At 46.5% G+C, this 20,953-nt stretch carries 15 protein-coding genes; 1 reads left to right on the plus strand and 14 read right to left on the minus strand.

Annotation, left to right across the window (positions count from 1 at the left end; translation table 11 throughout):
* Positions 1–471: 471 nt before the first annotated feature.
* From Q0G26_RS06130 to Q0G26_RS06140, 3 genes are read right to left on the minus strand one after another with little or no spacing between them, the layout of a single operon-like run.
* The gene (locus Q0G26_RS06130) at positions 472–2,427 is read right to left on the minus strand and encodes a TRAP transporter permease (RefSeq protein WP_293392552.1); all 1,956 of its coding nucleotides are present in this window, start codon (positions 2,425–2,427) and stop codon (positions 472–474) included.
* Positions 2,428–2,461: 34 nt separating this feature from the next.
* A complete protein-coding gene (locus tag Q0G26_RS06135; protein ID WP_293829187.1) occupies positions 2,462–3,001 on the minus strand; it encodes a DUF1850 domain-containing protein in 540 nt (179 codons plus the stop codon).
* A 9-nt stretch (positions 3,002–3,010) separates the two neighbouring features.
* Positions 3,011–3,982 (minus strand): TAXI family TRAP transporter solute-binding subunit, encoded by a 972-nt coding sequence (locus tag Q0G26_RS06140; protein WP_293829188.1) that lies wholly within the window; start codon positions 3,980–3,982, stop codon positions 3,011–3,013.
* Positions 3,983–4,329: 347 nt separating this feature from the next.
* Here Q0G26_RS06140 and Q0G26_RS06145 point away from each other — a divergent pair, with 347 nt between their 5' ends.
* A complete protein-coding gene (locus Q0G26_RS06145; protein ID WP_277259348.1) occupies positions 4,330–4,704 on the plus strand; it encodes a hypothetical protein in 375 nt (124 codons plus the stop codon).
* A gap of 75 nt (positions 4,705–4,779) precedes the next feature.
* Here the strand turns inward: Q0G26_RS06145 and trpA are convergent, their stop codons facing one another.
* The 11 genes from trpA to trkA all read right to left on the minus strand — a co-directional run bounded on the left by trpA (position 4,780) and on the right by trkA (position 20,251).
* Positions 4,780–5,571 carry a tryptophan synthase subunit alpha gene (gene trpA / locus Q0G26_RS06150; protein ID WP_293829189.1) on the minus strand — a complete coding sequence of 264 codons (792 nt, stop codon included), beginning with the start codon at positions 5,569–5,571 and terminating at the stop codon, positions 4,780–4,782.
* The gene (trpB, locus tag Q0G26_RS06155; RefSeq protein ID WP_293829190.1) at positions 5,564–6,748 is read right to left on the minus strand and encodes a tryptophan synthase subunit beta; all 1,185 of its coding nucleotides are present in this window, start codon (positions 6,746–6,748) and stop codon (positions 5,564–5,566) included. Before trpB ends, trpA begins: the two co-directional genes overlap by 8 nt.
* A complete protein-coding gene (locus Q0G26_RS06160) occupies positions 6,735–7,373 on the minus strand; it encodes a phosphoribosylanthranilate isomerase (RefSeq protein WP_293829191.1) in 639 nt (212 codons plus the stop codon). Before Q0G26_RS06160 ends, trpB begins: the two co-directional genes overlap by 14 nt.
* Complete coding sequence (trpC, locus tag Q0G26_RS06165) at positions 7,366–8,145, minus strand: indole-3-glycerol phosphate synthase TrpC (RefSeq protein WP_293829192.1); 780 nt, start codon at positions 8,143–8,145, stop codon at positions 7,366–7,368. The genes Q0G26_RS06160 and trpC overlap by 8 nt, the downstream gene beginning before the upstream one ends.
* A 21-nt stretch (positions 8,146–8,166) precedes the next feature.
* Positions 8,167–9,183, minus strand: a complete 1,017-nt coding sequence (gene trpD, locus Q0G26_RS06170) for an anthranilate phosphoribosyltransferase (protein ID WP_293829193.1) — start codon at positions 9,181–9,183, stop codon at positions 8,167–8,169.
* 543 nt (positions 9,184–9,726) lie between these two features.
* A complete protein-coding gene (locus Q0G26_RS06175; RefSeq protein ID WP_293829194.1) occupies positions 9,727–11,742 on the minus strand; it encodes a DUF4357 domain-containing protein in 2,016 nt (671 codons plus the stop codon).
* A gap of 265 nt (positions 11,743–12,007) precedes the next feature.
* Positions 12,008–13,339: an RNA-binding domain-containing protein gene (locus tag Q0G26_RS06180; RefSeq protein WP_293829195.1), complete on the minus strand. Its 1,332-nt coding sequence runs from the start codon at positions 13,337–13,339 to the stop codon at positions 12,008–12,010.
* Between the two features lie 346 nt (positions 13,340–13,685).
* Complete coding sequence (gene fusA, locus Q0G26_RS06185) at positions 13,686–15,746, minus strand: elongation factor G (protein ID WP_293829196.1); 2,061 nt, start codon at positions 15,744–15,746, stop codon at positions 13,686–13,688.
* Positions 15,747–15,965: 219 nt separating this feature from the next.
* Positions 15,966–17,426: a TrkH family potassium uptake protein gene (locus Q0G26_RS06190; protein ID WP_293829197.1), complete on the minus strand. Its 1,461-nt coding sequence runs from the start codon at positions 17,424–17,426 to the stop codon at positions 15,966–15,968.
* 18 nt (positions 17,427–17,444) lie between these two features.
* Positions 17,445–18,902 (minus strand): TrkH family potassium uptake protein, encoded by a 1,458-nt coding sequence (locus tag Q0G26_RS06195; protein WP_293829198.1) that lies wholly within the window; start codon positions 18,900–18,902, stop codon positions 17,445–17,447.
* A 2-nt stretch (positions 18,903–18,904) separates the two neighbouring features.
* A complete protein-coding gene (gene trkA / locus Q0G26_RS06200; protein ID WP_293829199.1) occupies positions 18,905–20,251 on the minus strand; it encodes a Trk system potassium transporter TrkA in 1,347 nt (448 codons plus the stop codon).
* Positions 20,252–20,953 lie beyond the last annotated feature (702 nt).

The raw sequence follows: 20,953 nt of genomic DNA on the forward strand, positions 1-20,953 counted from the left end.
ATTATAGCATATGAAAATGACAGTTTTTGTCTATCTTACTAACTTTATTTGCAAGTTCAGTAAAATTTTCAGGTCTAAAATTCAATAAAAAATTGTACATTACTTCGTCCTAGCCTTTGTAAGCTGGTCCAGAATGCCAGTCATCCTTTCCATGTGTGAAACGGAAGCAGAAGCGCAGGAACAGATTAGGCTACTGACAATAAAATTGAACAACAATCTTTCATGTTTTATGTGATAACTTAATGGTAAGCAAAGGTAGTCTCTATGTCTATCTTTTTAAATTGAATTTACGCAACTTATTATACGTCATCTCAGCTTTATGTCCACTTTATAGCGCCACTTCTTTTTCTTACTTCAATGCAACACTGCACCTACGCCACACAAGTCGGCGAGGTGTTTTTTACATACAAAAAGTCCTGCGCAGCATCTAAAATGCGCGCAGGACTTGAAGCTTGCTATAAAATTTTCGGTTTACAGGTCTTCCCCATCTTGTTGAATCGCACCCTTAACCTTGTTCATGCGCTGCCATACATAGGCAACAGCAACGAGCGCAACACCGATACCGTCAGTAAATACGCCGGGGATAATCATGCAGATACCGCCAACGAGGAATAAAATACGCTGCGGAATGTTCAGCAGATTGTTGCAGAAGCCGATCATCGCCATGGAAGCACCCCACATACCTACAATCGCAGTGAAGGCGCTGTAGCAGATGGTGAACGGAGTTGCGTTGATCATCAGCAGCTCAGGTGCCAGTACGAAGATGTACGGAACGATAAACGCAGCAATCGCCAGCTTAGCAGCGATAACACCGGTACGCATCGGATTAGCACCGGCAATACCTGCGCCGGCATAAGCAGCCAGGGCAACAGGCGGAGTAACGTCGGCAACGATACCGAAGTAGAACGCGAACATGTGCGCTGCCAGCACCGGTACATTCATCTGCACCAGAGCAGGCGCTGCAATGGTAGAAGTAATTACGTAGTTAGCCGTTGTCGGCACGCCCATGCCAAGAATCAGAGAAGTGATCATGGTGAAGAACATTGCCGGCAGCAGATTACCGCCTGCCAAGTCCAGCAGAGCAGTTGCAATCTTCAGGCCAACGCCGGTTTTGGTAACAACGCCGATGATGATACCTGCGGTTGCACAGGCAATCAGTACGCCAAGCACGCCCTTGGAGCCGTCAATGAGGCCTTGGACGATTTGCTTGAAGCCGATGCGGGTAGATTTACGCAGGCAGGCGCAAACGATGGTCAGCACGATGGCTGCCAAAGCAGCACGCATAGGAGTATAACCGCTTACGAGCAGGTAAACGATAACGATCAACGGAATAGCCAGATGGCCTTTTTCCATGAACAGTTCCTTGAACTTCGGCAACTGGTCACGCGGAGTGCCCTTCAGGCCGAACTTTTTAGCTTCGTAGTGAACGCCCAGCCATACGCCGATATAGTACAGCATTGCCGGGATTACGGCAGCCTTAACAACATCAAAGTACGGAACGCCTACGAACTCTGCCATCAGGAAGGCAGCAGCTCCCATAACAGGAGGCATCAGCTGACCGCCGGTAGAAGCAGCGGCCTCAACAGCGCCCGCAAATGCCGGACGATAACCGAGCTTTTTCATCATCGGGATAGTGAAAGCACCGGTACCGGCAACGTTACCAACAGAGCTGCCGGAAACAGTACCCATGAGGCCGGAGGACAGTACGGCAACCTTCGCCGGTCCGCCTGCTGCCCAACCTGCGATTGCGTTGGCAATATCAATGAAAAATTTGCCCAGGCCGGTGGTTTCCAGATATGCACCAAAGAGGATGAACAGATAAATGAAGGTAGAAGATACGCCCATAGGCGTACCGAAAATACCCTCGGTAGTGAAGAACAGATGGTCAAACATTTCCTGCACGCCAACGCCGCGATGCGCCAGAATACCGGGAACGTAAGGGCCTAAGAAGGCATACAGCATGAAGCAGAAGGCAACGATAATCATCGGCCAGCCTACTACACGGCGCGCTGCTTCAAATACCATAATCGTACCGATAAGGCCGACGATGAAGTCGGTTTCCGTGTTCATACCGGCACGCAGTACCAGCTCCTGATAGTTGACAACCAGATACATGGCAGTACCTGCGCTGAGCAGTGCCAGGAAGGCATCAAAGGGATGCATCTTGCTGCGGGACCAGGAATGTCTGCTGGGATACAGCAGGAAAATCAATAAAAAGCCGAAGGCTAAGTGAATAGCGCGCTGCAGATGCGCGTCCAGCACACCGAAGGTGGCTGTATATAATTGGAAAAGTGCAAACAGAATACAGATTGCGGAAATAATTTTACCCCACACACCTGTAAGCTCACGCTTGTCTGATTCCTTGTCAAATTTTTGCAATACCTCTTCTGCTGAAAGCTCTCTTACTTTCTTTTCTTTTTCAGACATGGGTATCAGCTCCTCTCATTTAATATAATAAAACCTAAAAGTACCGTTCCAGCCAGTACTGATATCGATACATGGCCTTCACCGTTACCGCAGTCCCCTGCCCGTACAGAGCAATCAGATCGTAGCTGTCGCCGCCGTGGACAATATGCGGCATTGCCTGCTCGGATATACGCAGGTCAACCTCCTTATAAGGACGGTTCATCTCCATATCAAACTTGCCGTCGGCAGTCTGCGTCAGCTTGCCGTCGGCAGCGGAATACGGATAGCCCCAGCCCAGCGAGGAAAAGCGGGTGTGCGTCATGGTCATGTTATTTGCGCCGTTAACCCTGAAATAATCATTCCAGGCAGTTTTTTCCACCGAGTGCGTCAGGCTGATATACCATTCATCACCCGCCGCTGTGGCAAAAGTAACAGCTCCCGAAGCTCCCTCAGGTATAATAGCCACCACCAGGCGCGTACTATACCACCCCAAAAGCATTAAAACAACGCTTACAATAATTACTAAATTCTTTACTGGGAAAAAAGACCGGTCACCGGCAAACGCCGGTTTCCGGTCTTTGAAGTTCGGCATCATTTAAAATCCTTATTTTTCGTTAAAGAATTTTTCAGCACCCGGGTTCAGCTTAATGGACATGCCGTCTTTAGCAGTTTCTTTGCTGATAGCATTTGCTGCGGAGTGAGCAGCTTTCATACGGTCAAGGTTGCCGTACAGAGCTTTAGCAATTGCATAAGCGGTATCTGCATCCATTTTATCGGTTACTGCCAGCATGCATTTTACTGCTACTGCGGTAACGTCAGCATCTTGTTTCGGATAGGTGCCAGCTTTGATAACAAGCTTGGTGTAGAACGGATATTGTTTAATCAGAGCGTCAGCCTTATCAGCCTCAACCGGAACCAGTACAACGTCGTTCTGAGTTGCGATATCCTGAATAGCAGCGGTCGGATGGCCTGCGGTTACGAAAGCAGCATCAACGTTACCGTCTTTCAAAGCACTTGCAGCTTCACCGAAGGACAGGTATTGAACTTTAATATCATCATATTTAATGCCATATGCTTCCATGATTTGGCGAGCATTTGCTTCAGTACCGGAGCCTGCAGCACCTACAGCGATGCGTTTGCCTTTGAAATCAGCAACAGATTTGATACCGGATTTTTTCAAAGTTACAATCTGTACAGTTTCCGGATACAGAGTTGCAAGACCTTGCAGGCCGGCAACCTGTTTGCCTTTGAACATTTCAGTGCCATTGGCAGCATAGTAAGCAATATCATTTTGAATGAATGCGATTTCAACCTTGCCTTGGCTGAGCAGGTTTACGTTAGCTACGGAAGCGCCGGTAGATTGTGCGGAAGCATTGGTACCCGGAATATTTTTATTCAGGATATCAGCAAGAGCACCGCCTAACGGGAAGTAAGTACCGGAGGTACCACCGGTAGCAATGTTAATGAATTTTTGTGCAGCAGGTTTTTTATCATCTTTTTTGTCTCCACCACCGCAGCCGGCAATCATAGTAGCCATCACCATGATACCAAGTAAAAAAGCCAAGAGTTTTTTCATAAGAGTTCCCCTCCTTTAATATACATATGTGCTAAGATAACAAATTTCACGCAGCAACATATTGTTATTCTTGTTATTCGTCAACATTATGTAAATTCCTGCTAAAAAATTCATAAAAACGTCATGTATACAGAATACTTAAGAATAAAAATACAGATTTAGAGAAAAATTCCTGCTTTTTTGTGATTTTTAATACAATCTTTCTGCATAAAATCCTGTAGAATCATTTCATTATAGAATCATTTTGCTTATTTTCGTAATCTATGTTACAATATTAATGTTATGTTTATTGCTTTTTCTGATAAAGCGAGAGTCATCAAAAACAACTTTTTTAAGGAGTGAATAATATGAGTTCTGGAGCTTATTCTTTAAGACTTGCACGTACCCTGTACGAAAATGTTTATCATGCTATGCTGTACAATGAAAACCAACAGCCTATCGGCGATTTGGAAATCATTCCGAACATTCCTCTCGACCGCAGCCAGGTTCCTGAAGATGCACCGGAAGTACCGGCTTATCTGCTGGTAATCGTTAAAGACGCTGATATCAACAAAGACAACCTGATTGATTTCGAAGAGCGCGCTTCCTATGCTCTGCTGAAACGCTTCTCCACCGAAGTTATCAACTTCCAGCACTGCAAATTCTACTATCCGTCCCCTGCCTTCATTTTTGAACAGCCGGACGCAGTAAACGGTGGCGCTGAGCCCATGCCGCTGCAATAATTTAAACCGAAAAACTCCGCTCCCTGCTGCCTGTGCAGTAAGGAACGGAGTTTTTTTGTGCCCAAACTTTTGTAATTAAGCCTCCGCAGCTGCTTGCGCAACTGCTTCGGACATACTCTTGACGTATTCATAAACATGCTCGGGAGAATTTGCGCCATATTGTGCCACGATTTTTTCAATCGCACTGCCAACGATAGCGCCGTCGCTGGCCTTAGCCATCTTATACGCCTGCTCGGGAACAGCGATGCCGAAGCCGACAGCCACCGGAATATCGGTAGCCTTGCGCACCTCTGCCACAATGCCGTCGATATCGGTAGTGATATTGCTGCGCACGCCGGTAACACCTAAGGAAGAAACTACATATACATAGCCTTGGGCAATAGCGGCGATTTTCTGGATGCGGTCCTTGGAGGTAGGCGCAATCAGCGGCACCAGGGCAACGTGATGCGGTTCGCTGAACGGACGCATCTCCTCGCGCTCCTCGTACGGTATATCCGGTATAATAACGCCGTCTACACCTGTTTCTTCGCAGCGGGTGAAGAATTTTTCCGCACCGTAGGCATAAATCGGATTAGCGTAGGTCAAAAATACCAGCGGTACCTGTGTTTCCTCGCGAAGCTCCGCTACGAGGTCAAAGATTTTATCGGTAGTAGTGCCTGCAGCCAACGCACGCATATCCGCTTTTTGGATAACCTCGCCCTCAGCCACGGGGTCAGAGAAGGGAATGCCGAACTCAATTAAGCCTGCACCGCCCTTAATCATGGCTCTCACCAGCTCCTTGGTTGTATCAAGATTGGGATCGCCTGCGGTCACAAAGCCGATAAATACCTTTTTCTTTTCGTCAAATGCCTTTTGTATTCTATTCATGTAAATCAACTCCCATATAACGTGCGATTGCGGCAACGTCCTTATCACCGCGGCCGGAAATATTTATAACCATAATCTTATCCTTCGGCAGAGTGGGTGCCAGCTTTATAGCGTAGGCTACGGCATGGGCACTTTCGATTGCGGGGATAATGCCTTCTGTTTTGGAAAGATAGTTGAAGGCGTCAACTGCCTCCTTATCGGTAGCAGGAACGTATTCCGCACGGCCGATGTCGTGCAGATAAGCATGCTCGGGGCCGATGCCGGGGTAATCAAGACCGGCGGAGATGGAATAAACCGGAGCAATCTGTCCGTATTCATCCTGCAGGAAGTAGCTCTTCATGCCGTGGAAGATGCCCAGCTTGCCGTTTGCCATAGTTGCGGCGTTCTTGGGATTGTCTACGCCCAGGCCTGCAGCCTCTACGCCGATTAAGCGCACGTCCTTGTCCTCGATAAAGTCATAGAACATACCCATAGCATTGGAGCCGCCGCCGACGCAAGCCACCAGCACGTCAGGCAGGCGTCCTTCCTTTTCCAGCATCTGCGCTTTGATTTCCTCGCCGATAATCTTCTGGAAGTCACGCACAATTTCCGGATACGGATGCGGGCCCATAACGCTGCCCAAAACATAGTAAGTATCCTCAACGCGTTCGGTCCATACGCGCAGCGCTTCGTTTACTGCATCCTTCAGGGTACCGGTGCCGCTGCTTACAGGCACAACCTTCGCACCTAAAAGCTCCATGCGGAACACGTTGAGCGCCTGACGCTCGCAATCCTCCTTGCCCATGTAAACAACGCATTCCATGTTCATCAGCGCCGCTGCGGTAGCAGTCGCAACACCGTGCTGGCCTGCGCCGGTTTCAGCAATAACACGCTTTTTGCCCATCTTCTGCGCCAGCAGAATCTGTCCCAGAACGTTGTTGATTTTGTGGGCGCCAGTGTGGTTCAGATCCTCACGCTTCAGGTAAATCTTGCAGCCTCCCAAATCCTTGGTCATCTTCTCTGCGTAATACAGGAGGGACGGTCTATTGGCATATTCGCGATACAAACGCGCCAGCTCAGCCTTGAATTCGGGATCGTTTTTAAATTTTTCATATGCAGCCTCTAATTCCAGCACTGCGTTCATCAAAGTTTCCGGCATGTATTGACCGCCGTGAATACCATATCTACCTTTTGTCATCGTTATCTCCCCTTACCTCCGCTATAAATGCGGCAATTTTTTCCGGGTCCTTCAACCCTTCTGTTTCTACGCCACCGCTTACATCTACGGCAAAGGCGTTACTATTTTTCAATACATCTGCAACATTCGCTGCCTCAAGACCGCCTGCGATAAAATACGGCTTATTGATTTTTTCATCTGCCACCAGCGATAAATCAAAACGCTTACCGGTGCCGCCGTACTGCCCCTTGGTATAGGTATCAAAGAGCAGGTAATCGCAGGGATAGGCTTGCAGATTTTCAAAGGAGCCTGCGTCCTTCACGCGGACTGCTTTGATAATCGGCAGTTCCGTCTGCAGCCGCAGCCTTTCGCAGTAGGCTGCATCCTCATCACCATGCAGCTGGATAATGTCTATCGTCCTGCTTTTGGCCAGGCGTGCTATCAAATCTATCTCGGCGTTGACGAAAACGCCGACTGCCTTAATCTGCTGGTTAAGCATTGCCTTCAGCTGTGCCGCCTGCTGCTCCGTCACCTCGCGTTTGGTCTTGGCAAAAACGAAGCCTATATAATCGGGCAGCAGCTTGTTGACGCACTCTATATCCTGCGCACGCTTCAAGCCGCAGATTTTAACCTTTACCTTACGCATCACGCATCTCCTTCAGCATCGCCGCCGCATCCGCGCTGCGCATCAGGGATTCGCCCACCAGAACCGCCTGTACGCCTGCCTGCTTCAGCGCCTGCGTATCGGCCGCGCATTGAATGCCGCTTTCCGCTACAAAAATTTTGCTTGCGGGAATCGCATCCCTCAGGCGCAGGCTGTTTACCGGGTTTACACTGAAATCCTTGAGATTGCGGTTGTTCACGCCGATGATTTCCGCTCCCGCCGCCAGTGCCTGCTGCACCTCGCCGGCAGTGTGCGCCTCCACCAATGCGCTCAGCCCCAGCTCCTGCGCCTGCGCCAGGTATTCACCCAGCTGCGCTGCACTCAGCAGGCTGCAGATAAGCAGAACCGCGTCGGCTCCGATGCATTTAGCTTCGTAAATCTGGTACTCATCCAGCGTGAAATCCTTCCGCAGAATAGGCAGCTCCACTCTTTGGCGTACTGCCTGCAGGTAAACATCACTGCCCTGAAAGAACTGCGGCTCCGTCAGGCAGGAGATGGCTGCTGCGCCGCCTGCCTCGTACTCTGCAGCCTTGCGCAGGTAGATGTCCGTAAAATCGGAAGCAATGATGCCCTTCGAGGGGGATGCCTTCTTCAGCTCGGCAATGACACTCAGGCCGGGGGCAGCAAGCGCTGCCCTGAAATCCTTGCCCTGCGGTCTGCCCTCTGCCTCATCACGCACCGCGTAAAGGCTTTTGTGCGCTTTGAGCGCCCGCACACGCTCTTTGGTATATTCCGCAATCTCATCTAAAATCATAATCTAACCTCTTTAATCAGCTTATTTATTGCTCAGCTCAATCAGCTTTTCCAATGTCTGCAGTGCCTTGCCGCTGTCAATCAGCTCTGCCGCCAGCTTGACGCCATCCGCAAAGCTCTCAGCCTTGCCGCCGATGTACAGGCTGGCACCGGCATTCAGCAAAACCGCATTGCGTTTCGGTCCCTGCGCTCCCGCCAGAATGTCGCGCGTAATCTGAGCGTTTTCCTCCGGCAGACCGCCCACCAGATCAGCCTTAGTGCAGCGCTCCATGCCGAAGTCCTCAGGCTTAATCACGTAATTTTTCATCCAGCCGTCCTTAAACTCGCAAACGGTAGTCGGTGCGCTCAGCGAAATCTCATCAAGTCTGTCCTGACCGTAAACCACCATGCCACGCTTAACTCCCAGATTCATCAGTACCTGCGCCAACGGCTGAACCAGATACTCGTCATACACACCCAAGAGCTGCATCTTCGGGCTGCCGGGGTTCGTCAGAGGTCCGAGGATGTTGAATACAGTGCGGATGCCCAGCTCCTTGCGTATAGGTCCTACATATTTCATCGAGGTGTGGTATTTCTGTGCGAAGAAGAAGCACATGCCTACTTCCTTTAACAACTCCACGCATTTTTCCGGGTCCTGCTGAATGTTCACGCCCAGCGCCTCCAGGCAATCCGCAGTGCCGCATTTGGAGGAAGCAGCGCGGTTGCCGTGCTTAGCAACCTTCATGCCGCCTGCCGCAGCAACCAGAGCGGAGGTTGTGGAAATGTTGAAGCTGTTGGAGCCGTCGCCGCCGGTACCAACGATTTCAAAGATGTCCATGCCCGTTTCGCATTTCAGTGCGTGGTCACGCATTGCAGCGGCGCAGCCGGCGATTTCATCGGTAGTTTCCGCCGTAGTACTCTTGGTAGAAAGCGCTGCCAGAAAGGCCGCATTCTGCGTTGCACTTGTTTCACCGCTCATAATCTCGTTGATTACGTCATATGCTTCGTTATAGGTTAAGTCCTCTTTGCCGACGATTTTTACAATTGCTTCTTTAATCATTTTAATTCCTCCCATAGTTTACGCTAACATTCTACGAGAAGGCCTATCACAGATTGTTATACAAAAAAGCCTGTCCTGAAGCTGCTTAGCTTTTCTAAGCAATTTCAAGGACAGGCTGTAAATACTTATACCTGCGGTACCACCTTGTTTCGTCGCTGCTGCGACGCGCTCTCGCAGAGTGCCATCACACTCCTCACCTTTAACGCCGGTGTTGCGTTGCCGAATACTCTCGCCGAAGCGATTTGACAGCACCCTCAACGGTCCATTTATCAGCCTGCATCTCTATCCGGCTTCCACCTGCCCGAACTCTCTGTAAGCGCATCTGCTGACTTGATCTCCGTCTCAACGGTTTGTGGTTTTTTTGAAGTTATGCCTAGTTTACCACCACGGATATCTTTCGTCAACACCTTTGTACAAAAACTTGCAGATTTTTTTATTTTACTGCATTTATGTAAAGGTGTTTACAGATTTGTAACAAAAAACGCTCTGCGTACTACCGTCAGTGAACTGGTTTACTATTATTTCTACAAATATTTTATACTATTAATGCCCAGTTTGTGCCACGGTACGACCATCAATCTTGGTCCATTCTTTTCTTCCATTAGAAGATCGACCTAGAATAACTGCAGCTGCTGTTGACACGCTGGTAAACTCATAATCTTTTACAAAGCCAAAATCACTAATAACTCCACTAGTAATTAGCTCTTTTCTTTTTTCGGATATATTCAATGGAATACCTTCTGTTTCATTTTTGGATATTTTACTCCCTTTTAAAACAATAAATGCATCGGATTCACTGAAATACCCTGTAGCACTTGCTCCTCTTCCTGCTAACTCATATGTATCATTTTCTGCAGCCGAATAATCATCCAAATGAAGTTCCCATTTATCTGCAAATACCTTTTCTATGTTTTTCTGTCGTTCCTTAACAATTTCAGGTGTCCAAGAATCTATCCCAATAACCTGTGTTGTAAGTGTATAAGAACTAGTACCACTCTTTGACTTAAAATATTTAATCTTCTTCGTAGGAAAATCAAAATTTTGAGCTTCCGAATTATGTCTTCTAGTTAGTGGCACCAAATTTGCTATACGATTAAGCCAGTATTTCTGCTCTTGCTCATCAGGCCATAATTTCATCCATTCACTATCTTTAGCAGGATGTTGCGGAAGTACATGTTCTATAGTAAATACTTTAGAATTGTAAGATGCTGCACCATCACTAACAAAAGAATCAAGACGCTGAATTATATAATTGCGACGCTGAGCAGTCATTGGATAAATTTCTCCAGCTAAAGCATCAGCAAATTTCTGCTTTTCCCATTTGGTAAGTTCAATACTTTTTAACGGATTAGCAAGCGAGCTATGAGGATTACTGTCCATTTCAACTAAAATCCATTTATACCTATCCATACGATGATTAACATCTTGCGATGTTACCAGTAAGTACGACGCAAGACGTTCCAATTTACGAATAAACCAGAGGATGTAATCAGAATCATCAATATGGTCTGCTAAAAACTTTATTGCAGGCGGCATCCAATCATAGTTATTAGTTTTGTTTAACCAATACAAGAAATCATTAATTTCATCAGCATTCTTTGTAGACGAAAATGTACAATTCTTTAATTGCTCATAGGCTGTTGTATATGGAATTAAATATGAGTCAATTAAAACTCTTGGTTCTGTTGTACTCATTACATATTCTTCAAACTCTTTAAGTAAATTAGTTCTAGGTCTCTCTTTAGAAAATATTGTACGAGTATGGGTAAATACTTCATTAAATCCATCCCTACCGATACTGTTTTCCATTTTTTCCCATTTATCAGTGTACGCCTCTTGCTTATCTATAGGAAGCCTACCAATAGTTTTAGATTTAATAATATCAGTCGGCAAAAGATCTAGGCCTCTACTATTCATTACAGAAAAAACTCTAAATGCGGATTCTTGATTTGATGTTGAAACAGCCACTAAAAAACAACGATTTAATAAGAATTTGCAAAACTTTAAGAGTTCTTCATCCTCTGAAAAAGCATCAGCAATTTTATCACTTAACACCTTACAATTAATAAGTATATGACGTTGAGATTCTGTTTTCAATGTCATGGGATCTTTGCTCATCAAGTCTTTTAGCTGGACATTTTGAATATACTTATTGAAAAAATCCTGATCCCATTCTCTCAAGAAAATACGTGGCTGAGCAGGTATTTCTTCTAATTCATTACCTTCCTCTTGCAAATACTTTTTACAGAGATTTTTATATTTTTCTGTAACAAAAGCATTGCCCATAGCAGAAAATAAAATTGATAAAGTAGTCAAGCGCTGTTGTCCATCAATAACCTCAGCATAAGGTTTATCTTCGTCCTTTATCAGCACTATACTTCCAAGAAAATAATCATCAACAGACTCTTTTTGAAAGAAATCATATAAATCATCAAAAAGGATTCCTGTTTCAACAGCTGTCCAAGCATATGGTCGCTGGTATCCAGGAATATGGTATTCAAAATCTGAGCTAAATATTTTTGATAAAGTGTATTCGTTACCTTTGATTTTATTGCTCATATTACGTTTCGCCTCTTCTCACTTGCACAAAGAATAAGCTATCACAATGATTCTTTGCAGGATTATTAATTTTATTATACCATGAAATAACAGTAAAAAAGCACATTAACAGAATTTATTTTTATAAATGCTTGTATAGTTATATTTATCCTCTATACTTCATATCACAATCTGTTCCTCAAAAAATAAATTAGAAATTCACATCAAATTATTCGTAACAAAAACGCTCTGCGTACTACCGTCAGTAATACGCAGAGCGTTAAACTTACCTGCTAATATATTTTCTGCTTCGCCCTACGCCGATAGGCGCAAGCCTGCCTGCATCACACAGCTCCTGCAAAAGCATATAGGCCTTAGTTGTTTTCACCTGCAAGGCATCCTCAACCTCCTTGCGGGTAACATAGCCCTGCATAGCAGCCAGCTGCATTACTTTGTCCTTTTCATCCATAAAGCCGTAGCATTCCTGCGTTTCGCTGATGCCCAGCTCCTTGGCCTGCACCTCATTAACATTGGGCAAAACAACCTTAAAGCCACCGTAAACCGCAATAAATTCCGGCCTTGCCGCAGTATACAGATAGCTTTGCTGAATTTTTTCAATCCCAGTACCAAAGCTCTCTATTAAACGCAAGCGGTAGAACACGGCAGCCAGCGCAGGATTGCGCGTCTGCGATACACCAATAAAAATTGTTTCCATTTTTAAGCCCGTAACGAGTCCTCCCAAAGAAATAAACTCAATGCGGTCATCATAAATATTAACCAACGTGCTGCCGCTAAAGCTGTAATCACGGTGTACCAGGCAATTCAGCAGCACCTCGCGCACAGCCTCAGGCGGATAATCCTTCGTATCTACACGCTCCAAGCCGTGAAAGGTTGCCTTGGTTTTATTATAATTATCTATAAATGCGTAGGCATCGTAAAGCTGCTGCAGCAAGGAGCCGGTAAACTCACGTCTGTCGCGAAAAACCGCTCTCGTGCTGCCCTGAAAAACCGCAACTTTCAGCGAATGCTCGCACTGCTCGGAAAGCAACAGCGCCAGATTAGTGTACAGGCAATCGTCACCGATGAGCTTAAGCGTGCGCAGCTGCGCCTCATCCAATTTCAGCTCACGCTGCCGAAAATGCTTGCGCAGAGCAGTAAAGGTCAGCTCCTGCTGCATACTGCGCATGCTTTCATAGCTTTTACCGTTAACCTCTATCAGCATACGGCGAATGCCTTCATCGCTCAGCTGCTGGTTGCTGCTGCCCTGCCTGATATAAACACCGCTGGGCTTTAAGCCTTTTTCACGAATATAATACGGTCTGCTCGTGCCGTTTTGCACCGCAACCTCAATAATCTGTTTACCTTCCCTTGTAACTGCACGTATTTTGACAAACGGCATAACATCCGGTGCAATGCTGTCCTTAAGTGTGTTGGCTGTCTGCTGCATTACATCGTCTACGTTCGGCAGACCGACAACCTCTCCTGCATCATTTATGCCGATATATAAAATTCCGCCCTCTGTATTGGCAAAAGCAACTACTGTTTTTTTGATGTCACTGACGTACAGCTCTTTAAACTCTCTGTCGATATTCTCATACGCAAGTGTTTCTTTTGTCATTATCTTTCGTTCCTTTCGTTCTCTTTTAATTATACATTACTTAAAGAAAGAAAGCAACCAAAAATGTCTATCATAAAAGCACTAGCTGATATACAGATAAATAACCTACAATCCTCTTGTCCGATACTTACATTAACCTCATCCTTAAGCAGTTACCATGCCTACTAAAATCATTAAGATGCAGAGATTTAAACCTGCCTTCTTATATACTTTGTTTATATCAGCACATCAAGAAAAAACTTCACTTCCCACTCCAAATACTAACTCTAACAAACAACAAACCTGCCGGCTGACTCACGTCAGGCGGCAGGCCCGTTAGCGCTTTATTCAGTTGTCGCAGTTTTAATTATGCTTCCTTATGTTCAGCGATAATTTTTTCTGCCATCTTAGGCGGAACATCTTCGTAATGGTCAAACTTCATCTCGAAGGTTCCCTGGCCTTGGGTAATTGCGCGGAGGTCTACGGCATATTCCGAAATCTCTGCATAGGGTACCTGAGCCGTAACTACGCTCAAGCCATCTTCTACGCTCTGCATACCGAGAATGCGACCGCGTTTGGAGTTCAAATCGCCGATAACATCGCCCATCATAGAATCGGCACAGGTTACATTTAAGCTGTAAATAGGCTCAAGCAACACTGGCTTGCATTGTTCCATGGCCTTCTTGAAGGCGATATTGGAAGCAGTTTTAAATGCCATTTCAGAGGAATCGACAGTATGATACGAACCATCAAGCAGGGTGATACGCATATCTACAACCGGATAGCCTGCAAGGATACCCTTTTCCATAGCTTCACGCATGCCCTTTTCAACAGCAGGGATATATTGGCGAGGTACTGCGCCACCGAAAATCTTATCTACAAACTCAAATCCACCTCCTGGCGGCAGGGGTTCCATCTTAATGACTACGTGACCATACTGGCCATGACCGCCGGACTGTTTCTTGTGCTTGCCTTCTACCTCGGCAGAGCCACGAATAGTTTCGCGATATTCGATAATCGGTGCTTTAAGAATAGCCTCAACACCAAATTTACGCTGCATACGCTCCATGATTATATCAATGTGCTGGTCGCCCATACCGCTGATTAAGGTTTCCTTGGTAACAGGGTTCTTGGTAACGATAATCGTCGGGTCTTCATCCATCAGACGATTCAGAGCAGACATAATCTTGTCCTCATCACCCTTTTTCTTCGGGTAAATTGCTCTGGTGTACATCGGCAGCGGGAAGTTAATGGGCGGGAATTCAACCTCAGAATTCTTATCGCAGAGGGTGTCACCGGTAGAGGTATATTGCAGCTTGGCAACTACACCAATATCACCGGCAGGAACCTGCTTCATAGGAATCTGAGTCTTGCCACGCATTGTGAAGATGTTAGCAATACGCTCTTCTTCTTCACGACGGGAGTTATAAACTACGCTATCTGCTTTAATTGAGCCTGAGAATACACGGAAATAACTTAGACGGCCAACAAAGGGGTCGGAAGTTGTCTTAAATACCAATGCTGCCATCGGAGCATTGGCGTCACGCACTTCTTCTTCGCCGGTTTCTTTATCCATAACGATATAGTCATTCAAAATTGCCGGATAGGTAAAGTCGATGATAGCGTTCATCAATCGACCAAGACCAATGTTCTTGTAGGCGCTGCCGCAAAGCATAGGATAGATGATAGCCTGACGAATGCCTTTAATCAGACATTTCATAATTTCCTCGTCGCTAATCTCTTCTCCTTCCAAATAACGCATCATGCAATCGTCATCTGCTTCAACTGCAGCCTCTACCATCTTTTCGTGGGCAGCAGCAGCAGCCTCTTTATACTCATCCGGAATCTCTATTTCATCGGAGCCATTACCGTTGGCACGATAGGCCTTCATTTTGTAAAGGTCTATAATACCCTGGAAGTTGTCCTCCTTGCCCAATGGCAACTGTAACGGCAGTACATGCTTACCGAACTTACCACGCAGGTTATCCAAAATGCTATCAAAATCAGCGTTCTCACGATCCATCTTGTTGACAAAAATGATACGTGGCAAACCAGCTTCTTCAGCCAGCTTCCAGCATTGTTCGGTACCAACCTGTACACCGCTGGTTGCGCAAACCACGATTAACGCACTGTCTACTGCTCTAAAGGCTCCTTTAACCTCAGCAACGAAGTCAGCGAAGCCGGGAGTGTCAATGAAATTAATCTTGGTATCACGCCATTCAACAGGTGCCAAAGTGGCGTTAACGGAGACCTTACGTTTGATTTCCTCGGGTTCATAGTCAGTGGTGGTAGCACCGTCTTCAACCTTGCACATTCTGCTGATTGCTCCGCTGCGATACAGCAGGGCTTCGGTAACAGACGTGGTTCCTGCTCCACCGTGACCCACAATGGCCACATTTCTAATCTTATCTCCTGTGTACTCTTTCATGATAAATCCCCCTTTATCAGGCATTTGTTATGACTAGTATTTCGCTGATATTACCAATTTTTCCTGCTTTTTGTGAAAAATTTCTCATAATTTTTTAAATTCACTTAAAATTGTAAAGCATATTACAGTTTTCAGGAGGAAGGCGGGGTTAGGCGAAAAAATCCGACGCACCATTCCCACAGCACGTCGGATTATTTTATTTATCCCACAATATTAACTTTACCATCTTCTGCTGCTGCGCCAATATTCACTGCGCAGCAAGGCCAGCACAGTAAACAGCTCCAAACGTCCCAGGAGCATTGCCAAGGCCAGCGTCAGCTGTCCCATACCGGTAATACCAGCATAGTTGCCAGTTGCGCCGATGCTGCCAAATGCAGGACCGACACTGGAGATACAGGACGCCACACCGAAAACAGCTTCATCTACATCCACACCGCTCAAGCAGAGCAGCATCGTCAAAACTGCGATAACCAGAACATAAACAAAGAAGAAACGGCTGACGTTGATAATTGTTTCTGTCGGCAGACGTCTTTTAGCGTAATAAACATTAAGCAGCATCTGCGGATGCATAGTGCGTCGCAGCTCCGCCATAACGGTTTTGAGCAGCACGATAAAACGACAGACCTTGATACCACCTGCGGTAGAGCCTGCGCAGCCACCTGTCAGAAAGGTTACAGCCAAAATCAGCTTAGAAAAAGACGGCCATTGGTCATAATCCGCCGAAACATAACCCGTGGTACTGCCGAAGGAAGCCACCTGGAAGAAGGCCTCGCGCACGCCATCAGCAACGCTGTAGCCATTGACCGTAATGATGTTGATGCTGATTAAAGCAGTGAAAATACTCAGCATTACGATATAGCTTTTAAACTCCAGGTCATGCCACAAAACCTTCAGGCCGATTTGCGTAACCTGATAGTACAAGGCAAAGTTACCTGCCGCCAAAATCATAAACAGACCGGTGACGATTTCAATACCAGCACTGTGGAAATGCGCGATACTGTCGTTATAGGGTGAAAAACCGCCGGTAGCAATTGCAGAGCAGGCATGGTTAACAGCATCATAGGTGCTCATGCCCAAAATCGCTAGCATACCGGTGAGAATAATCGTAAACAACAGATAGATATAAAACAAAGCTACGGCAGTTGTGCGGATACGCGGCAGAATACGGCTGTTGGAAAAGCCGCTGACCTCCGCATTGAAAAGATATACTGCACCACCGGCAATCTGCGGCAAGAGCGCTACGAACAGCACGATGATGCCGATACCGCCTATCCAATGCGTCAGTGTGCGCCACAAAAGCAGGCTGCGCGATACTATATCAAGATTGGCAATCGCCGTTGCGCCGGTAGTTGTCAAACCGGACATGCTTTCAAAGTAGGCAGCAGCGGGATTCAAAATGCCATCAAAACAGTAAGGCAGTGCGCCTAAGGCTGCAGCCAGAAGCCACGAAAAGAATACTGTGCCGATGCCCTCGCGCACAGATAGATTACGTGCTCCCTTTCCGTCGCCATAGTAATCAAAAATACCGGCCAAAATAATAGCCACAGCAATGGAAAAGATAAAGGTTCTGGACGTAGCATATTCGCCATAGACAACTGACATCAGCAGCGGTAACAGCTGAGCAATTGCCAAACCGGTGGAAATTCTTCCAAGGAGATATATTATAACCTTTGCATTCATCTTTTATACCTCCTGCCGTTACCAGTTCTGCTTGTCGCGCCAAAAATCAGGGCGCATGATAACCAGCAGCGTAAAAATTTCCAGACGTCCCAAAATCATCGCCCAAATGCTGACGAAGCGTGCCCAATCTGACAGGCAGTTATAGGTCGATGTCGGTCCTACGATGCCGAAGGCCGGGCCAACACTGCTCATGCAGGCAGCAATCATACCCATTGATTCCATTATCGGCACTCCCGACAAGGAAATCAGGATAGTCAGCACAATAAATACGAGGATATATAGGAAAAAGAAACGCGTGATATTGCCGACGATAATCGGGTTAATCTCACGTTCCCCCATTCTGATGGAATAAACGATGCGTGGGTGCAGGGTACGTAGCAGCTCTGCCCAGCCTGCCTTCAGCAGAATGACCAGACGCGTAATCTTAATGCCACCTGCGGTTGAACCGCTGCAGCCGCCGATGAACATCAGCATCAGCAGAACGCTGCGACTGAAGCTGGGCCAGTTGTTATAGTCGTCTGACGCATAGCCTGTCGTACTGCCGATGGATACAGCCTGGAAGACACTGTGACGCAAGCAACTTGTAAAATCCATATAACCGGAAAAATACAGATTAGCACACATAAGCGCAGCAGCCGTTATAAGTATCAGCAGATAATATCTGTGCTCGCTGTCCTGACGCACGGAATCCCAGTCGCCACGCCAGATTTTATAGTAAAGTGAAAAGTTCATGCTGGCAATCAGCATGAAGACAATAGCAATAATCTCAACATAAACAGACCTGAAGGAAATCAGGCTATCGTGATAATACGAAAAGCCGCCTGTCGCCATAGTCGCCAAGGCTAGGTTCAACGCCTGGAAAATTGGCAAGCCTGCAAGCAGAAGCAAAATAACCTCTACAGCCGTTAAAATAACATATATTAAGAGAATCATCATGGCAGATTCTTTGATTTTCGGCAGAGTACGTTCAGCCGTACCACCCGGAAGCTCTGCATTGAACAGGTAGCTTGTACCACTGTTCATCTGCGGCATGATGATAATAAACAGCATAATTACGCCAATGCCACCGGTCCAGTGCGTCAGACAGCGCCAGACACGAATGCTGGGCGGAAAATCGTTGAAAGAAAGTGCGGTAGTAACACCGGTAGTAGAAAAGCCGGAAACACTTTCAAAAACCGCTGCAATCGGGTCCGAGGGATTTAGAAACAAATACGGCAACGCTCCCATCAGGCAGACAAGCAACCAGCCGCAGCCTACGACAGCAATGGCTTCACGCACGCGCAGACGTTGACGCGGCCTTCTGCTGCCAAAGAGGTTAAAAAGCGAAGCAATAGTACTCGTTGTAATCAACGTAAATATAAAAATCCATACATGATCCCTATCTGCAAGTAATGCAGCAATCAGCGGCACCAGCAAAACAAAGGAAAATGCTATTGTCAGCTTGGCTAATAAACGGTTAACAAGCCTTGAATCCATAATTAAGCGCCCCGACCTTCAAATAACGGTACTGTAGTTTTGGAGAATTCACTTTTGATGAAGAGAATAACGCGGTCGTTGGCATGCAAAACGGTATTACCATTAGGAATATAGGCTTCATTGCCACGCACAATGGCGCACAGCAAGCATTCCGGCGGCAGGTTCATATCGCGCACTGCCACACCATCTACATCGCTGTTTTCACCGACAATAATCTCCAGAGCTTCGGCCTGTGCACCCTCCAGCAGGGATACGGATACAATACCGCCCTTGCGGACGAAACGCAACACCTCGCCTGCACTCAAAAGACGCGAAGACAGTACGATGTCTACGCCAACCTTTTCCATCAGCTCGATATATTCGTTACGTGCAACACGCACAATCGTCTTGCGCGCACCAAGATGCTTGGCAAGCTGTGCTAGCAACAGGTTCAACTTATCATCTTCGGTCAGGCAGATGACAACGTCTGCTTCCGAAACGCCCTCTTCAATCAGAAGGTCGATATCAGTGCCGTCGCCGCACAAAACAAGGCCTCGCTTCAGCTTAGCAGCCAAAAGCTGGCAGCGGTCCTTATCCTTTTCGATAACTTTAACTTGTATCCCCTGCTTTTCCAGCATGGGCGCCAGAAAACGGCCTGTGCGGCCTGCACCGATGATGAGAACCTTCTCCAGCTTTTCATATGTATTGGAGAAGGAATTTTCAAACTCACGGATTGCTTCGTGCTTGCCTACGAAGTAAACATTATCGCCCGGAATTACATAATCATTACCATGAGGAATTATCATCTGATGACGACGGAAAACCATGGCCATCAGGATATCCTTAGGGATGTTCAGATCCTTCAGCGGAATATTAACGATTGGAGAATCCTCCTTCACTTTGGCTTCGAACATGCGCACCTTGCCATCAGCAAAGTCATCTACGTTCAAGGCAGATGGTGTCATCAGGATATGATCAATTTCACCTGCTGTAATGCGCTCAGGATTGATTACGAGGTCAATTTTCATATCATTTTTGAGCATTTCCGGCGAATGGATAGCATAATCTACGTTGCGGATACGGGCAACAGTATGCTTAATGCCGTGATTCTTAGCCATCAGGCAGGTTACCATATTTACTTCATCACTATCTGTGCAGGCGATTAACACATCGGAAGCACTGATATCAGGATCAGCAAAGGTTGTAGGGCTGCAGGAGTTGCCTTCAATTGCCAATACGTCCAATGTGTTTTGGATAACGTCCTTGCGCTTGGGGTCAAGCTCTACAACTACTACATCAAACTGATCTTCTGCTAAAAGCTGTGCAATACTAAAGCCAAGCTTACCTGCACCAGCTATCACTATACGCATTCTAATTACTCCTTTAATATGGAAAATCCGTTAATTTCTATTGCTTAAATACTGCTCTATATTATAACACAAATAGCCTTAAACGTCGACAGATGCATTTTTGACGATGTTGGCGAAGTGTTAATAATATGTAAAAAAGGGAGGGGTAGATAGCTTTTATCATGGTAAATTGAGCGAGGGATATATCGTGCAAGGAATAGCAATTTTAGCAAGTGAGCATCTGGTACCATATGCGGGCGCATCCAAGAAGCGAGTCCACAGGACGATGCTGATTGGCTCATGCGCGCCATGCGATAGTGTCCCAAGAGGCAAGCTCGAAGAGCGAAGCTGATTGGTTTGACACGAACCGCTAAGTGTCGCAACTGTCTGAGCGCTAAGCAAGCTACTCTAGAAAAATCTCTCAGCATAGCGCGAGTTTTGCGGCACTTCGTCCTGGTTCCATGCGAAATTTGCGTTAAGAAATTGCTACTGACTGGAACGATATACCTCTCGCGAACAGAGAAAGTATGGGAGTAAGCCTACATATAGTCTGCAACTATCTATCCTCTGTCAAAATGCAGGTAAACCTGCATTTCGACACGCCTCGCCACAAACGCATTTGCGCGTCGCTTTGCTCCTTCAACTGCGGTGGCTGGGCAGCCAGGCCCGCTGCTGCTCATAAGATGGCTGCAGGCAGAAAAAAAGAACCATACCTTTTGGTAT

The organism is uncultured Phascolarctobacterium sp., assembly GCF_934190775.1.
In the GTDB taxonomy this organism is placed as follows: domain Bacteria; phylum Bacillota; class Negativicutes; order Acidaminococcales; family Acidaminococcaceae; genus Phascolarctobacterium_A.

Excerpts from the sequence above, each read along its gene's own strand:
- Q0G26_RS06130 (WP_293392552.1), bottom strand. The coding sequence starts at position 2,427 with ATGTCTGAAAAAGAAAAGAAAGTAAGAGAGCTTTCAGCAGAAGAGGTA.
- Q0G26_RS06135 (WP_293829187.1), bottom strand. The coding sequence starts at position 3,001 with ATGATGCCGAACTTCAAAGACCGGAAACCGGCGTTTGCCGGTGACCGG.
- Q0G26_RS06140 (WP_293829188.1), bottom strand. The coding sequence starts at position 3,982 with ATGAAAAAACTCTTGGCTTTTTTACTTGGTATCATGGTGATGGCTACT.
- Q0G26_RS06145 (WP_277259348.1), top strand. The coding sequence starts at position 4,330 with ATGAGTTCTGGAGCTTATTCTTTAAGACTTGCACGTACCCTGTACGAA.
- trpA (WP_293829189.1), bottom strand. The coding sequence starts at position 5,571 with ATGAATAGAATACAAAAGGCATTTGACGAAAAGAAAAAGGTATTTATC.
- trpB (WP_293829190.1), bottom strand. The coding sequence starts at position 6,748 with ATGACAAAAGGTAGATATGGTATTCACGGCGGTCAATACATGCCGGAA.
- Q0G26_RS06160 (WP_293829191.1), bottom strand. The coding sequence starts at position 7,373 with ATGCGTAAGGTAAAGGTTAAAATCTGCGGCTTGAAGCGTGCGCAGGAT.
- trpC (WP_293829192.1), bottom strand. The coding sequence starts at position 8,145 with ATGATTTTAGATGAGATTGCGGAATATACCAAAGAGCGTGTGCGGGCG.
- trpD (WP_293829193.1), bottom strand. The coding sequence starts at position 9,183 with ATGATTAAAGAAGCAATTGTAAAAATCGTCGGCAAAGAGGACTTAACC.
- Q0G26_RS06175 (WP_293829194.1), bottom strand. The coding sequence starts at position 11,742 with ATGAGCAATAAAATCAAAGGTAACGAATACACTTTATCAAAAATATTT.
- Q0G26_RS06180 (WP_293829195.1), bottom strand. The coding sequence starts at position 13,339 with ATGACAAAAGAAACACTTGCGTATGAGAATATCGACAGAGAGTTTAAA.
- fusA (WP_293829196.1), bottom strand. The coding sequence starts at position 15,746 with ATGAAAGAGTACACAGGAGATAAGATTAGAAATGTGGCCATTGTGGGT.
- Q0G26_RS06190 (WP_293829197.1), bottom strand. The coding sequence starts at position 17,426 with ATGAATGCAAAGGTTATAATATATCTCCTTGGAAGAATTTCCACCGGT.
- Q0G26_RS06195 (WP_293829198.1), bottom strand. The coding sequence starts at position 18,902 with ATGGATTCAAGGCTTGTTAACCGTTTATTAGCCAAGCTGACAATAGCA.
- trkA (WP_293829199.1), bottom strand. The coding sequence starts at position 20,251 with ATGCGTATAGTGATAGCTGGTGCAGGTAAGCTTGGCTTTAGTATTGCA.